This is a genomic window from Glutamicibacter sp. MCAF14 (genome assembly GCF_052114325.1).
In the GTDB taxonomy this organism is placed as follows: domain Bacteria; phylum Actinomycetota; class Actinomycetes; order Actinomycetales; family Micrococcaceae; genus Glutamicibacter; species Glutamicibacter arilaitensis.
The window spans coordinates 191,092-205,409 of record NZ_JBFREO010000001.1 but is presented as its reverse complement, the minus strand read 5'-3'; the positions used below and the strand labels follow the sequence as shown (position 1 = coordinate 205,409).

13 protein-coding genes are annotated in these 14,318 nt (G+C 60.6%); 11 read left to right on the top strand and 2 right to left on the bottom strand.

Annotation, left to right across the window (positions count from 1 at the left end; all coding sequences use genetic code 11):
* Positions 1-3: 3 nt before the first annotated feature.
* The 3 genes from AB4Y71_RS00975 (at position 4) to AB4Y71_RS00965 (ending at position 2,874) form a co-directional block, all read left to right on the top strand.
* A complete protein-coding gene (locus AB4Y71_RS00975; RefSeq protein WP_441717278.1) occupies positions 4-1,824 on the top strand; it encodes a cytochrome b/b6 domain-containing protein in 1,821 nt (606 codons plus the stop codon).
* Between the two features lie 102 nt (positions 1,825-1,926).
* A complete protein-coding gene (locus tag AB4Y71_RS00970) occupies positions 1,927-2,595 on the top strand; it encodes a class I SAM-dependent methyltransferase (RefSeq protein WP_441717277.1) in 669 nt (222 codons plus the stop codon).
* A 126-nt stretch (positions 2,596-2,721) separates the two neighbouring features.
* Positions 2,722-2,874 carry a hypothetical protein gene (locus tag AB4Y71_RS00965; protein WP_173362799.1) on the top strand — a complete coding sequence of 51 codons (153 nt, stop codon included), beginning with the start codon at positions 2,722-2,724 and terminating at the stop codon, positions 2,872-2,874.
* 97 nt (positions 2,875-2,971) lie between these two features.
* Here the strand turns inward: AB4Y71_RS00965 and AB4Y71_RS00960 are convergent, their stop codons facing one another.
* Positions 2,972-4,762, bottom strand: a complete 1,791-nt coding sequence (locus tag AB4Y71_RS00960; protein WP_441717275.1) for a plasmid pRiA4b ORF-3 family protein — start codon at positions 4,760-4,762, stop codon at positions 2,972-2,974.
* A 216-nt stretch (positions 4,763-4,978) separates the two neighbouring features.
* Here AB4Y71_RS00960 and AB4Y71_RS00955 point away from each other — a divergent pair, with 216 nt between their 5' ends.
* From AB4Y71_RS00955 to AB4Y71_RS00930, 6 genes are all read left to right on the top strand, one after another.
* Positions 4,979-5,602: a hypothetical protein gene (locus AB4Y71_RS00955; protein WP_441717273.1), complete on the top strand. Its 624-nt coding sequence runs from the start codon at positions 4,979-4,981 to the stop codon at positions 5,600-5,602.
* A 90-nt stretch (positions 5,603-5,692) separates the two neighbouring features.
* Entirely contained in the window at positions 5,693-6,391 is a 699-nt protein-coding gene (locus AB4Y71_RS00950; RefSeq protein WP_441717272.1) for a maleylpyruvate isomerase family mycothiol-dependent enzyme, read from the top strand.
* 257 nt (positions 6,392-6,648) lie between these two features.
* The gene (locus tag AB4Y71_RS00945) at positions 6,649-7,833 is read left to right on the top strand and encodes a TAXI family TRAP transporter solute-binding subunit (RefSeq protein ID WP_441717270.1); all 1,185 of its coding nucleotides are present in this window, start codon (positions 6,649-6,651) and stop codon (positions 7,831-7,833) included.
* Positions 7,834-7,844: 11 nt separating this feature from the next.
* Entirely contained in the window at positions 7,845-9,893 is a 2,049-nt protein-coding gene (locus AB4Y71_RS00940) for a TRAP transporter fused permease subunit (protein ID WP_441717268.1), read from the top strand.
* A gap of 30 nt (positions 9,894-9,923) precedes the next feature.
* The gene (locus AB4Y71_RS00935) at positions 9,924-10,724 is read left to right on the top strand and encodes an enoyl-CoA hydratase/isomerase family protein (protein ID WP_441717266.1); all 801 of its coding nucleotides are present in this window, start codon (positions 9,924-9,926) and stop codon (positions 10,722-10,724) included.
* 10 nt (positions 10,725-10,734) lie between these two features.
* Complete coding sequence (locus AB4Y71_RS00930) at positions 10,735-11,610, top strand: 3-hydroxyacyl-CoA dehydrogenase family protein (protein ID WP_441717264.1); 876 nt, start codon at positions 10,735-10,737, stop codon at positions 11,608-11,610.
* Here the strand turns inward: AB4Y71_RS00930 and AB4Y71_RS00925 are convergent.
* The gene (locus AB4Y71_RS00925) at positions 11,595-12,506 is read right to left on the bottom strand and encodes a LysR substrate-binding domain-containing protein (protein ID WP_441717262.1); all 912 of its coding nucleotides are present in this window, start codon (positions 12,504-12,506) and stop codon (positions 11,595-11,597) included. The genes AB4Y71_RS00930 and AB4Y71_RS00925 overlap by 16 nt on opposite strands.
* Before the next feature lie 152 nt (positions 12,507-12,658).
* Here AB4Y71_RS00925 and AB4Y71_RS00920 point away from each other — a divergent pair, with 152 nt between their 5' ends.
* A complete protein-coding gene (locus tag AB4Y71_RS00920; RefSeq protein ID WP_441717260.1) occupies positions 12,659-13,897 on the top strand; it encodes a CaiB/BaiF CoA transferase family protein in 1,239 nt (412 codons plus the stop codon).
* The gene (locus AB4Y71_RS00915; protein ID WP_441717259.1) at positions 13,860-14,309 is read left to right on the top strand and encodes an acyl-CoA thioesterase; all 450 of its coding nucleotides are present in this window, start codon (positions 13,860-13,862) and stop codon (positions 14,307-14,309) included. Before AB4Y71_RS00920 ends, AB4Y71_RS00915 begins: the two co-directional genes overlap by 38 nt.
* Positions 14,310-14,318 lie beyond the last annotated feature (9 nt).

Here is a 14,318-nt window from a genome sequence, read left to right as displayed (position 1 = left end):
ACCATGAGCGCACCCAATCAATCCATCCGCCAGGGGTTGCCCCGTGTAGCCGGTGGCGACCCGTGGCCACCGGCGGAGCTCTTCGCTGCCGTAGCGGACACAGCCCTCTTGGCTGATCCTGTTGCCGATCACGCCGCCGAGCAGCCCGTACCTGAACAGGTAGCACTTAGCCAGGTGCCTGCTAGTGCCGAACCAGAGCCAGCGGCAGTCCACGAAGCGCCGGCTCAAGCAGAGGTTGCCGAAGAAGCGGCGGCTCCGCTCCCGGGCACCCGGACGTTTCGACAGGGTCTGCCGCGTGTTGCCGGCGGCTCTGCGTGGCCGCCTGCGTCAGTTGCTGCTGCCAGCAGCGTTCCGGAAGCAGCGCCACGTGCTGTTTCCGCGCCGGTTTCTGAACCGGTTTCTGAACCGGTGCCTGAGCCAGTTATCGCAGCGTCCGCGACTCCCGTTGATTCGGCGAGCGCAGCACCAGAACCGGTGGTTGCCAGTGGCGATGCTCCAGTGGTTCGCCGTGGTCTTCCACGAACTGTTGGAGCTGAAGCTTGGCCACCGGCCTCGTTCATCGCGACTCCTGCCCTCTTGGTAGCTGCCCCGGCCGTGAAGGCAGCAGTAGCGCCAGCAGAGGCGGAACCAGCTGCGGAACCAGTTGCGACCAAAACCGCCGCCACTGCCACGGTGGAAAAACCAGCCCCCGTGGAAAAACCTGTGGAAAAGCCGGCAGAGCAGCCAGCGCCCGCCACAAAGGCGCCAGTTGCTTCGGCAACCGCAGCAGCCCCTGTCCGCACCCGGATGGGCACGCCGCAACCATCGGCTCCCGCAGCGGCAAATACTGCTTCGAAGGCCAAGCCTGCAACTGCCCCCTCCGCACAGGTGGCCCCAGCGGCGGCAAAGACCAAGAAGGAACCGGTCAAGCATGGCCCGCTGACAACCAAGCAGTGGGTGCTGGCGGGAATCCTTGGCGCATTCTGCGCCTTGGGCATCGCCACCGCGGTAGTGCTCGTTGCCCGTGGCATCGCCGGCATCGATGCGGTCGAATCCTTCATGAAACGCTACCCAGGCGAATACCACCTGCCGGACTCGGCACCTATCGGGTTCCCGGCATGGCTGGCCTGGAACCACTTCTTCAATGTCTTCCTCATGGTCCTGATCATTCGTTCGGGCTTGCTGGTCAGGCATCAGAAGAAACCGCCTGCCTACTGGTCCTCGAAGCGCAGCCCGAAGGTGAGCATCAACCTCTGGCTGCATCAGGGCCTTGACCTGCTGTGGGTCATCAATGGCCTGGTGTTCCTCGTGCTGCTGTTCGCCACCGGCCACTGGATGCGCATTGTCCCAACCTCCTGGGAAGTCTTCCCGAACGCGATTTCCGCGGCGTTGCAATACCTGACGCTGGATTGGCCTACGGAAAATGGCTGGGTGAACTACAACTCGTTGCAGCAGCTGGCCTACTTCACGACCGTGTTCATTGCGGCCCCATTGGCTGCGATTACCGGTGTCCGACTCAGCGCCTTCTGGCCAAAGAACATGCCTGCGCTGACCAAGAAGTACCCAATCGAGGTTGCCCGCGCACTGCACTTCCCGACCATGCTGTACTTCGTGCTGTTCATCCTCGTGCATGTGATCTTGGTGTTCTCCACCGGGGCGTTGCGCAACCTGAACCACATGTACGCGGCGCAGGGTTCTACGGATCCGGCGCAATACGCGGACAACTGGGCTGGATTGCTCTTCTTCGCGCTCTCGCTGCTGGTGATTGCCGGCGCTTGGTTCGCCTGCCGTCCGATGATCTTGGCTTCCATTGCCCGGCTCTTCGGCAAGGTCAGCGCGAGGTAGCAGCGCAGTTTTTGCCTGCTGCGCAAATTCGATCGCGCACGGAGCCCGTTCGTCAGTAAGGTCTAAGGCAACGGCCGTACTGACGAATGGGGAACACCAAAGATGAGCCACCACCACGAACACGCGCAGGAAGCACTTGACGGCGTTGCCTTCTGGGAAAACCACTACGGCCAGTCCGAACGGGTCTGGTCCGGCAAGGTCAACCAGGTCCTGGAGAACATCGTTGCCCCGCTGGCTGCGGGCACTTGTCTGGACATCGGCAGCGGTGAAGGCGGCGACGTCCTCTGGCTGGCCTCCCATGGCTGGATAGCCACCGGCGTGGACATCTCGCCGACCGCGGTGAAGCGTGCCCAGGACGAAGCCGCCAAGCATGGGCTGGACGCGGGACAGACCCGCTTCATCGCCTCTGATCTGGCTGCGTGGAACACCGATGAAACCTTTGATCTGGTCACCTTGAGCTTCTTCCAGGCACCCTTCGCATTCCCGCGCGCAGACTTCCTGCGCAAAGCGGCCACGTTGGTAGCACCGGGCGGCCACTTGCTGGCCCTGTCCCATGCCACCATGCCGTCCTTCGCAGACAAGCCCGATCACCAGATGCCTGCATTCCCCACCCCCGAAGAGGAACTGGAAGCGTTGGCCCTGGACCCGGAGCAGTGGGACGTGCTGTGTGCCGAAGTGCGCGAACGCACCATCACCGGTCCGGACGGAAACCCGGCAACTTTAGATGATGCGGTGGTCTTCGTGCAGCGCAAGGCGCCGTCCCTAGGCTAGCGCTGTAGAACTAGCTGAAGCGCACTGAGGATTTCCTTACAGCTTCCTGAAAAGCTGGTCCTCCAGCTGACGGGGCTGAAGCGTCCTTGCTAGGTTGGCAGTCCAACCAACGAAAGGGATGGATTTATGAATGAGAAGAACCCTGAAGCTTTCTTGAACAAGAATGAAGCCGAAGAGCCCGATGTCATTTCCGACCCTGCGTTGAATGATGAAGTCGGCCAGGACTGGACCGGCGAGGGCGGTGCAACGCCAAATGGTGCCGCACTAGATAACGAGTAGGACCGCTGGCCAAACCTTCAAGAACTAGAACGCCGGTGGGTTGACGAGCATCCATGCTCGTTAACCCACCGGCGTTTTCTATGGCCTTGACCCAGGCCTAGAACTCAAGATCCAGGTTCGCGTTGATTTCTTCCTTGCTGAAGTAAGCAGGGTCGATTTCCTCGCCATCATCAAGTCCGAAGTCCTCGCCCCACTCCGCGACTTCCTCGTATTCAGGATCATCCGGGTCATTCAGAATTTCCAGCTTGGCTTCCCAGCCACCGATTCCGCCACTGTCTTCCATTGGAGCCATGCGGCGCCCGCCGGTGCAGCGCGGCAGCTGACCGCCGTCAGCGTCCAGAATCTTCTCCACATCGATGCGGACTTCCCAGTTGTCCCCGAAATCATAAACGTAATCCAGGCGGTCTTTTTCCTTCTTCAACACCGAAGAAACCAGGGTTTCCGCTTCATTCTTCTGGTAGTCCATCTCGGCAATTGCCGGACCGTAGGTGGTCCCGCCGAAACCATTTTCGTAGAAGCTATGCAGATGCCCGTCGTACCAGTCGAAGCTGGCCTGAATGATGTCATGCAGGTCGCCGAGGTTCAGGTCCATCGGAACCAGCACGCGGCGCCAGATTGGCGGCTTGGCGTCCTTGAGCGTCAGCTTCAGCTGCAGCACCTCACCGGTGTACGGTGTTTCGCGCTTCAGGCGCTTGGGCTCATCCTCATCGTCCGGACCGAAGATCGCATCGAGCTTCTCATCGTCGAGTTCGTCGTCGTCCTCGAAGATGTCGTCGTCGACATCGGTAACCGCCAAGCGCACGATATTGGGCAGCGAATACGCCTCTCCTGATTCAAGCAAACCCAAAACGCGCAGCTCGTGCATTCGCACCTGGGCGGTTTCCCAAACTTCCGAAGACCACTGCTCATCGCGCGGGGCAGCGGCAAGCTGCGGCTTGCCGTCCGCCGCTTCCACGATCCACAAGGCAGCCAAGCCCCAGGCTTCAAGGGCTGCCTGGTCATTTTCGCCAGGCTGCTCCAAAAGCATGTCCAGGCACGCTTGGAGGAAGTAGAAGTTCACGTCGAATGAATCCGCGTCTACAGGCTCAAGAATGTCCTGGCACCTCACACCGCGTTCCGGCGCTGCCTGCGGGTTCAGAGTTACGGCATTGACGGCCTCCAAGGCCTGGAGCACGAGCGCAACGACCAGGCCCTTGCGCGTCTCTTCCAGCCCTGCGGGCAGATCCTTCTCGACAGCTTTTGCGGCAGTTTCAGCGAACTTCTCGATCGGCAGGCTGGTCCAGAGGCTGCTGCCATCGGCGAGCACCCACGACAGGACCGCTCGACCCAGCGTGCTGATCGGCATGGCGGTGATTTCAGCCAAGGCCGCTATCGAGGCTTCCTCGGAATCCAGAATCACATCAAGTTCATCGTCCGCTTCGACCTCGTCCTCGCCAGCGAACGGATCTTGGGCTTCCAGTGTCTTCTGGAACCAGTCCAGGCTTTCGAACTCGCGCTCCCACAGGTTGGTATCGCGCAGGAACTCAACGTAGTCCACCCACGCCATGTAGATCATGGTGCCAAGTTCATTAGAAGCGGCCTCGGGATTTTCGGCTTCTTCGAATTCAATCATCGAGTTAAGCACCGCCAGCAACTTCGGCGGATCAAAATCGGTGACCTTGTCCAGTCCAACGACTTCTGCGTAGACCCCCAGAGTCTCACGCACCGCAGCTAGCACCATTAACGCCAGTTCAGGGTCATCGCGATATTCGGCGTACCACTGCACGAATTGCCCGGTCAGCGCGTCCAACCCGCGTCCGACCTTGACGCGATCCATGGAGACTACGCCTTGTTGCAAGCGTGCAGGGTGCCCCTGCTTGGGCTTCTGCTTCTTCTTTTTCTTCGCCACTGGACTGCTTTCCTTGGTCGCTTGTCTTCTACTCCTAGGCTACGTGCCAGCTGGCTGCTGATGGAACAGGCCCGGCGCATGTTCGAAGAATCGAACGCGGGCATTCCTTCCTACGGGAGTCCGTGTCATCCAGGGACAGAAAAAACTTTTCCCCGTGGCACGCGTTGGCCCAAGACGCCCGCACAAGGCTGGGCGCAAGGCAAGGAGAAGAATCCCATGATCCACATATCCGATTCCGGTGAAGCGCAACTGCACTATGGCGACCTCACCTTCAAGTACGCCATGACCGACCTCCGTCACGGGCTTGGCGTGAAGGTTTTCGCTGACACCCGAGCGGAGCTGGTGGCCTACCTCATCACCGGCCGACCCATAGATGACGCTGAGCTGAGCGCAACCCAGTTGCTCCGCTTCGCGGAAATCACGGCGGTTCACTTGCAGGGAGAGTTCCTTGACCAGCTGCTGGGCCCGGCCGATGAACTTCATCTCAGCAAACAGCTCGCTGCGGTTCTGGATGGACAGGACATCCCGCTGCAGCCTTCTCTCTGGCCAGATGACGCGCAGGTGCCGATAGTTCCACTGAGCACCAGCTTTGCGCCGCACACCTCGATTCCGGTCCCGGAAGGCGGCAACGTCATCTTGTTGGATCCGACAAACGAAGAGACGCTTCTTGACAGCATGGAACAAGCCGGATTGATCGAAGTCGAAGTCGGCCAAGCGCGTCTTGGTGGGAATGCTGACTACTACTACACCTATGAAGGTGATGTCTGGGGCAATCCGCTGGTCGAGGGGCTGATTGATTCGAGCTGGCTGGATGACACCCAGTGGCTCGACGAGGAATAACGCCACAGGGTTCGCATATGAATCAATTCCTATTCGATATGTATTGCGTAATCCTTATTCTTGCGGACTTCGCGTTGGTAGGGTGGCACCATGATCAACACTGCCCGCTTGCACTCGGACCTCTCACGACTCAGCCGCGAAACCGCGATGATGTCAGCGACGATCGAGACCCTGTCCACCGATGAACTGGCCGCCGCTTCGCTGTGCGAGGGGTGGAGCCGGGCGCATGTCATCGCGCACCTGGCCTCGAACGGACGCACCCTGGTCAAGCTGATCGACTGGGCCACCACCGGTGAGCCGCAGCAGCTGTATGCGTCGCGTGAAGCCCGCGATGCAGAGATCGACCAGCTGGCCGCGCTGCCGCGCGAAGAACTGGTCAAGGCCTTCAACGAGGCAGCCGCGTTCTTCGCCGAGCAGTGCGAACGGCTATCCGGGGACTTGGCCGTTGAAGAAGTGGACCTGCACAGCAAGGTCATCCCAGCGACCTCCATCGTTGCATTGCGCATTTCAGAGGTAGTCATCCACCACCACGACCTGGATACCGCATGGACCATCGAGGAAGCCGATCCTGACTCCCAGGAGAACGCCGTCGAGGCCGCGGTGCGCACCATGCGCGCCAAGAACGCTCCGGGCATGACCATCAACAGCGAAGAAGGCGATGAGTGGATCATCGGCGACGGCGCATTGAAGGTGCGTTCGGACCGCGAAGGCCTGATTGAGTGGCTGGCCCGTGGACAGGCACGCCACATCGAAGCCGATGGCCCGATTCCCGAGCTTCCTGTCTGGTAGACAGCTGGCATTAATCCCAGCACTGCTGGGCTAGAGCAACATGGCCGCTGGCCGTGAAACGTTTTTCGTTTCACGGCCAGCGGTTTTTTGCGTTCCCGGAAGTTCCCGAGATCCTTTCCGCAGGTAAGCGTCATTGTTGCTATTAGAACAACAATAAACGAAAAAGGTGGATTGGATCACATTTTTTATGCATCAATGAGGGTACAGCGAAAGCCGGTTCCCCATGATCGGCGTCGAATTCTTGCATCGGAGATCCAATGCCACGAGCTTTCACCCGCAGATCATTCTTAACCGGGTTGTCCGCCACTGCCGCCCTGGGCGCTTTGTCGGCTTGCGCCCGCTCCGCGGTCGCAGTACCCGGGCTGCCGCACCAGACCGTCTGGTCAACCTACGGGGTGGGCACTGGCACCTACAACGACGTAGCTGCCATCGCCAACACCTTGACCCAGCAAGTCGGGATGCAGGTCCGTTTGATGACTGGCGATACCGGCATTGGCCGCCTCGCCCCGCTGATCAACGGCACCGCCCACTACTCACGCACCGGTGACGAGTACTACTACGCCTTTGAGGGCGACGACGAATACGCCTCTGAAGTCTGGGGTCCCCAACCGTTGCGCCTAGTCATGTCACCCCCTGGCAACTACGGCATTCTGGTCCGCAAAGATTCGGGGATCAAGAAGGTTGAAGATTTGGCGGGCAAGCGATTCCCACGGCTGGTGGCCTCGACCTCGATGAACCGAAAGCTTGAAGGAATCCTCAATTATGGTGGTCTGACCACTGACGATGTAATCCTTGTAGATGTCGCTTACAGCGAGCAGATTGAAGCGATCAAGACCGGGCAAATCGACACCATGTACCAGAATGTGGTTGGCGCCAACGTCTCGGAATTGGCCTCCCAGTACCCCATCCGCTGGATGGATTTGGGCGGCAACGATCCGAGCAAATACGCCACCTGGGAAGACCTCTCCCCGATGATGATCCCCGGTTCCTTCACCGATGGCGCCGGCATGGAGCCCGGGGAAAGCGCGGTCAACCTGCAGTACTCGCTGCCCTTGGTGACCTTGGCTGATCGTCCAGTTCAAGAAGTCCAGACCCTGCTGGCGAGCATGGACAAGCACTATGACAAGTTCAAAGACGCGACTCCAGATGCCCACAAGTTCGGCGCGGACGAGGTCATGCTCACCCCCATGGTCATCCCCATGCATGAAGGCAGCGTGGCCTTCTTCAAGCAGGCTGGCCGGTGGACTGCGGATCTGGAAAAACGCAACCAAGCCCTGCTGGAGCGCGAGCAGCTCCTAGCCCAAGCCTGGCCCGATTTTTGGTCAAAGCACTCCGGGAAACCGGACATCGCGGCACGCTGGCGCAAGTGGAAGAAGCAGAACTTCCCCAAGTTGCCCGCAGTCAATGATGTCCCCACCGATTCCGCCAGCACCTCGGCCTAAGGAGAGTTCCCGTGAGCGTTGCATCCGCTAGTCTTCCCTCCACTAATTCCAACTCCCTACCGCAGTCACTGGCTGCCGCAGCTGTCGAATCTAAGGAACATAATCACCGGCTGACTACCTTCTGGAAATCAGTCATCATCGCGTTGACCATCGCCGGAATCCTAGTGACCATGAACCAGGTCTTTTTCTGGAACCTGTTCAACATGGCGGTGCTGACCAATGCCTTCCTCTACATGCTCACCGCATGTTTCGTACCGATCGTGTTCATCGTCCAGCCACTGCTCAAAGCCACCGGCGGCGAGCGCCCCGGGGTGCCTTGGTATGACGTGCTGTTCCTCCTGGCATTCATGGGCTGCGCTGGTTTCTTCGCCTTCCACGGTGTTGATATCGCCGAGTTCGGCTGGGCCTTCGTCTCGCCAGCCAGCGCGACCGTGATCAGCTACATTTTCTGGGCACTGATCGTCGAGGTGCTGCGCCGCACTGCCGGCTGGATCGTCGCGGCTCTGGCCCTGGTGGTCTCCCTCTACCCGCTGGTCGCCGGCGAGCTGCCCATCGGATTCCTGCAGGGCATCACCTACGACATCAACACACTCGCCCAACTGCACGCCATGGGTTCCGAGTCTATCCTCGGCCTGCCCCTCCAGACCGCCGGATCCGTGCTGGTCGGTTTCCTGCTCTTTGGCGTGGTACTGCAGCATACCGGAGGCGCGGATTTCTTCCACGACCTCTCGCTCTCGCTGTTCGGACGCTATCGCGGCGGCTCAGCGAAAGTTGCGATCACGAGTTCGGCCGCCATGGGCATGATGAGCGGATCGGCCGTCTCCAACGTGCTGACCACCGGCCCAATGACTATTCCAGCGATGATCAAGTCCGGGTTCAGCCGCAAGACCGCCGGCGCGGTTGAAGCCACCGCCGCAGCAGGCGGTTCGATCACTCCCCCGATCATGGGCACCGCGGCCTTCCTGATGGTCTCCTTCGTAGGAGTTCCTTACACCCAGATCATCATCGCCGCAGCCATCCCCGCCTTCCTCTACTACCTGGGCATTTTCCTGCAGGTGGACGGCTACGCCGCCATGCACGGGCTGAAGGGCACCCGCAAGGAACTGCTTCCCCGGTTCATTACCTCGCTGATTTCGGGATGGCCCTACATTGCGGCCCTGGGTCTGCTGACCGTGATGCTCTTCTTTGCCGGCTCCGAATCCCAGGTTCCCTTCTGGGTCGTCGGGCTGCTGCTGGTGATTGCCATAGCCAAGCCGCGACTGAAGTTCGGTGCTGTTGAATTCCGCGACATGATGCTCGACGCCGGCAAGACGCTGGCACAGATCATCGGCATCATCGCTGGTGTCGGATTGATCCTCGGCGGGCTGTCCGCCACGGGCGTCGCCTTGTCGCTGTCCCGCGACCTGATCGCTCTGGTGGGCGAAAGCGTGGTCCTGATCCTGATTGCCGGCGCGATCGCCTGCTTCGTGCTGGGTATGGGTCTGACCATCTCCGCGGCCTACGTCTTCCTGGCCATCGTGATGGCTCCGGCACTCACCGCGCTGGGCGTGGACCCGATTGCGGCGCACCTGTTCGTTATCTACTGGGCCTCGGTTTCCTATATCACCCCACCGGTAGGACTCGCGGCCTTCGCTGCGGCTGGTATCTCTAAGGCTTCACCGATGGGGACCTGCGTCGAAGCGATGCGGTTGGGTGCGGTGAAGTACGTCGTGCCCTTCGGCTTCGCTCTGAATCCCGCCCTGGTGGCCCAAGCCGGGCCCTCCGAGATCCTCGTTTCCACGCTGTTCAGCATCGTAGCTGTGGCCGCTATTGCTTGCTCCTTCAGTGGCTGGCTGCTGTTCGTCGAAACCAAATTGCCGGTGGTGCTGCGGATGGTGCTGGCCGTTGCAGGCTTCGTGCTTTTCCTGCCTGACACCAGCTACCGCTTCATCGCGGTGGCCGTGATTACCGCAGCATGCGCCATGGCGTACTTGACCCGTCGTTCCAAGGGTTCGGACCTTCCCGGCAGCAGCGCTGAAATTGCTTCCGGCGAGGCTCCGATCACCGCATCACGGCACTAATCTTTGAAACCCACAACGAGGAGAGAATACATGGAGCAGAATTCCGCATCACCAGTGATCCTGCGCGAAGACACCGACGGCGTCGCTGTACTGTCCATCAACCGCCCCGAGGCGCTGAACGCGATGAACAGACAGATCCTCGACGCGCTGTCGGCACAATTGACGCAGATCGCCCAGGACGACAGCATCGACGTGCTGGTCTTCACCGGTACCGGGACCAAGTCCTTCGTTGCCGGCGCGGACATCAACGAGCTCGCGCAGCGCACCCCGGTCGACGGGCTGGCAGCCCGGATGCAAACGGTCTTCTCGCAGATCGCCGCCAGTGCCAAGCCCACGATCGCAGCAGTCAATGGTTTCGCCTTCGGTGGCGGGCATGAGTTGGCCTTGGCCTGCGATATCCGCATCTGTTCGGAGAATGCCCAGTTCGCCTTGCCGGAGACCGGGTTGGGAATCATCCCGGCCGCGGGCGGCACCCAGCGGCTGGTCCGGCTGATCGGCATGGGACGAGCCATCGACATGATGCTCACCGGCAGGCGCATGGATGCCCTGACCGCATTAACTGCAGGGCTGGTCACCGAACTCACCGATGCGCAATCACTGCTGGAAACCGCGCACCACACCGCGCAGCGCATCCGTAGCAAAGGCCCGTTGGCCATCCGATTGGTCAAGTCAGTGGTTACCCATGGGGCGGATGCCAGCATGGATACCGGGCTGCTGCTCGAAACCCTCGCACAGTCCCTGCTCTACTCCACCGACGAGAAGATCGAAGGCACCCAAGCCTTCATCGACAAGCGCAAGCCCGACTTCCGTGCGGCCAGCCGCATCAGCTAAGGAGCATTAAATGACGACGTCAACACCGATTGAGCACATCACCGTTCTGGGTGCCGGGAGCATGGGTTCTCAGATCGCCGCGGTCTGCGCCCTATCCGGCTACCGCACCACCTTGGTGGATATCGCAGAAGCACCGCTAGAGCAGGCCAAGGCCCAACTGCGCGCACGACTGGAACGCGATGTCGCCAAGTCGCGCCGCACTGCCGAGGATGTAGCCGCCGCTTGGCAAAGGCTCCAGTTCGCTACCGACCGCGATGCCGTCGTGGCCACCACGGACTTCGTCATCGAGGCGGCCGTGGAGGATCTGGAGATCAAGCGCCAGATCTTTGCGTCGCTGGATGCGGTGGCTCCGGCCCACACCATCCTCGCCACGAACTCGTCGAATATCGTCTCCTCGCGGATCGCCGCGGCCACCCATCGCGCAGACAAGGTCTGTAACATGCACTTCTTCAATCCGGCGCTGGTCATGAAATGCGTGGAAATCGTCCCGCATGAAGGTACCTCGTCGCAGACCATGGAACGCACCCGCGCGCTGGCCGAGTCATTGGGCAAGAAAGTGGTGCAGCTGAATCGGGAAATTCCGGGGTTCGTCGCTAACCGTTTGCTCAATGCCTTGCGCAAGGAAGCTTTGAACCTGATCGACCAGGACATCGCCAGCCCTGCCGATATCGACAAGGCGGCCCGCGATGCGCTGGGCCACCCTATGGGCCCGTTTGAATTGATGGACCTGGTGGGTCTGGATGTCGTCTACCTGATCCGGCTGGCCGAGTACGAGCAGACCAAGGAGGAATCCAGCCTGCCGCACCCGCAGATCAAGCAGTTGTACGAGGCGGGCCGGTTCGGGCGCAAGTCCGGGCACGGTTGGTACGACTACGCGTCAGCGTAGCTGCGCGGATCCGGGAAGATGCGTTCAGCGACGTTAAGCACGCTGCGCACCGCAGGCGAGAGCTCGTTGCGCTGCCAGATCATCCGCACTTCCAGTGCGGTGTTGCCAGAACGCAGCGGAACGAAGTTCACCCCGTCGCAGATGATGTTGTCGCGAATCGAGTCCAGGCTCATCGCGATGCCCATCTCGGCTCCCACCAAGGCCACCAATGTCCAAGAATCCGGGGCAGTCTGCACGATGCGGGGCACGAAACCAGAAGCGATGGACAACGAGTTCATGCGATTCTGCAACGCGCCGCTGAAACCGCCGGGCAGGTTGATCCACCCTTCGCGGGACAGTTCCGAGAGCTCCACGCTCTCGCGGCAGGCCAACGGATGGGATTCGGGCAAGGCAATGAGGATCTGCTCGACGACCAGCAACCGTGAATCCACTTCGGCGGGCAAGAAGTCCCATCGTCCGATGGCGATATCCAACGAACCGTCCAAAACCCTTTCCAAACCAATATGGGAGAACTGCGAACTATGGAATTCCAAGGTCAGGCCCGCGTGAGTGCGGCGTACGCTGCGTGCCAGCTGGCCTACCCGGTCTCCGGTGGAGGCTCCGGCGAAGCCGATCTTCACCCTGCCGGTTTCACCGGTAACGGTGCTTTTCACGGTACTCATGGCAATTTCGGAAGCGTCCACGAGATTCCTGGCCGGCTCCAGCAACGCATGGCCTGCCGAAGTCAGCTCGACAGTACGCGTAGTGCGCGCGAACAGTTGCGCACCAATGGTGCGTTCCAGCTGGCTGATCATCCTGCTCAGCGGCGCATGGCCCATGCTCAGTTGCTGTGCTGCGCGGCCGAAATGCAGATGATCGGCGACAGCCAAAAATGCTCTGGCCTGTGCAACTTCCATAATTCTCCTCTGACTACGAACTTTGCTGCCGAACTCCCCACCCCACCATAATGGCCGGATGCTTCAAGCACTAGTACTTTTCCGGCGCAGCGCCGCCGCACGCAACAACTGCAATTCACCTGAACCACCTAGCAAGAAAACGAGGCCCACCCATGGTGTCACACCTGAACAACCCCGATGCCACCGCCACCGGCGGCCCGCTGTCCGGCGTAGTTATCGCCGACTTCACCCGCGTTCTGGCCGGCCCGTACTGCACCATGCTGCTGGCCGACATGGGTGCGACAGTCATCAAGGTCGAAGGCCCCACCGGAGATGACTCCCGCCAGTGGGTTCCGCCAGCCCGCGATGGCGTGAGCACCTACTACCTCTCAGTGAACCGCAACAAGAACTCGATCATGCTGGATATGAAGAATCCGGATGACCTGGAAACGGCCTACAGCATCATCGACCAGGCCGATGTCTTCATCGAAAACTTCAAGCCCGGCGGGCTGGCGCAATTCGGCCTGGATGAGCAGTCGGTAGCCCAGCGCTGGCCAGGTATTGTGCACGCATCCATCACCGGCTTCGGCACCGCCGAAGGCGCGCACATGCCCGGCTACGATCTGATCGCCCAAGCAGTCTCTGGAATGATGACCGTCACCGGCAGCCAGGACGGTCCTCCGCAGCGCGCCGGAGTGGCCATCTTCGACGTGGTCATGGGCCTGCAAGCCACCGTGGGCGTGCTCGGCGCGCTGCATGAACGCGCCCAGTCGGGCAAGGGCCAGCATCTGGAAATCGACTTGCTGTCGGCTTCCCTCTCCGGGTTGGTCAACCAGACCACCGGCTATGTGGCCTGTGGCAATGTACCCACGCGCATGGGCAACGACCACCCGAGCCTGTTCCCCTACGGACCGTTCAAGGCCGCGGACCGCGACATCATCATCTGCTGCGGCAACGACGCGCAGTTCTCGCGGATGATCATCCGGCTGGGGTTGCCCGAGTTGGCTTCCGATGACCGTTTCGCCAAGGTCAAGAATCGCAACGCCAACCGCGAGCCATTGCGCAACTTGATGGAACAAGCGCTGGCTGCGAAGAGCGCTGACGAATGGTTCGAGCTGCTCCAGCTCGATGGCGTTCCGGCATCCCCGGTGCTCGGCATCGATGAAGGCGTGGAATTCGCTCAAAAGCTCGGTTTGAACCCAGTGATTCACGCTGGGCAGGGGGCAGACACGGTGCCGCTGATCAAGCACCCGGTGACATTCAGCCGAACCCCTGCTCGCTACGACAAGGCCCCACCGACTCTGGACCAGGACCGGTCAGATGTCCTGGAATGGCTCAGCAAAGCCAAATCAACGACCCGAGGAAAGGAAGGCTATGACCTCGCAGGTATCGCAACCAACGCAGCGCGCTGAAAAGCTAACCTTTCCAGTGCCCATCCGCTGGTCCGACCAGGACGCAAATGGACACGTGAATAATGCCCGGATCCTCACGCTGGTGGAAGAAGGCCGAATCCAAGCCGGATACCGCTGGTGGGGTGCGAACCCGGATGAATCCTCACCGCGTGTAGTGCGCGCCATGAGCGTGGACTACCGCAATGCCGTTCATTACGGCCCCGAAACGACCATCGATGTTTGGATTTCGCGGATCGGCACCACCTCCTACACGGTCAGCCAAGAGCTGTTCCAGCAAGGACGTTCCTGCGTAAGCGCCGAAGTGGTCATCGTGATTCTTGATCGCGATACCCGGCAGCCGATGACCTTGCCCGAATCCGTTCGTGAAACTCTGCACGCCAACTTGTTCTCCGATCAGACACCACAGAACTAAGGACACTTC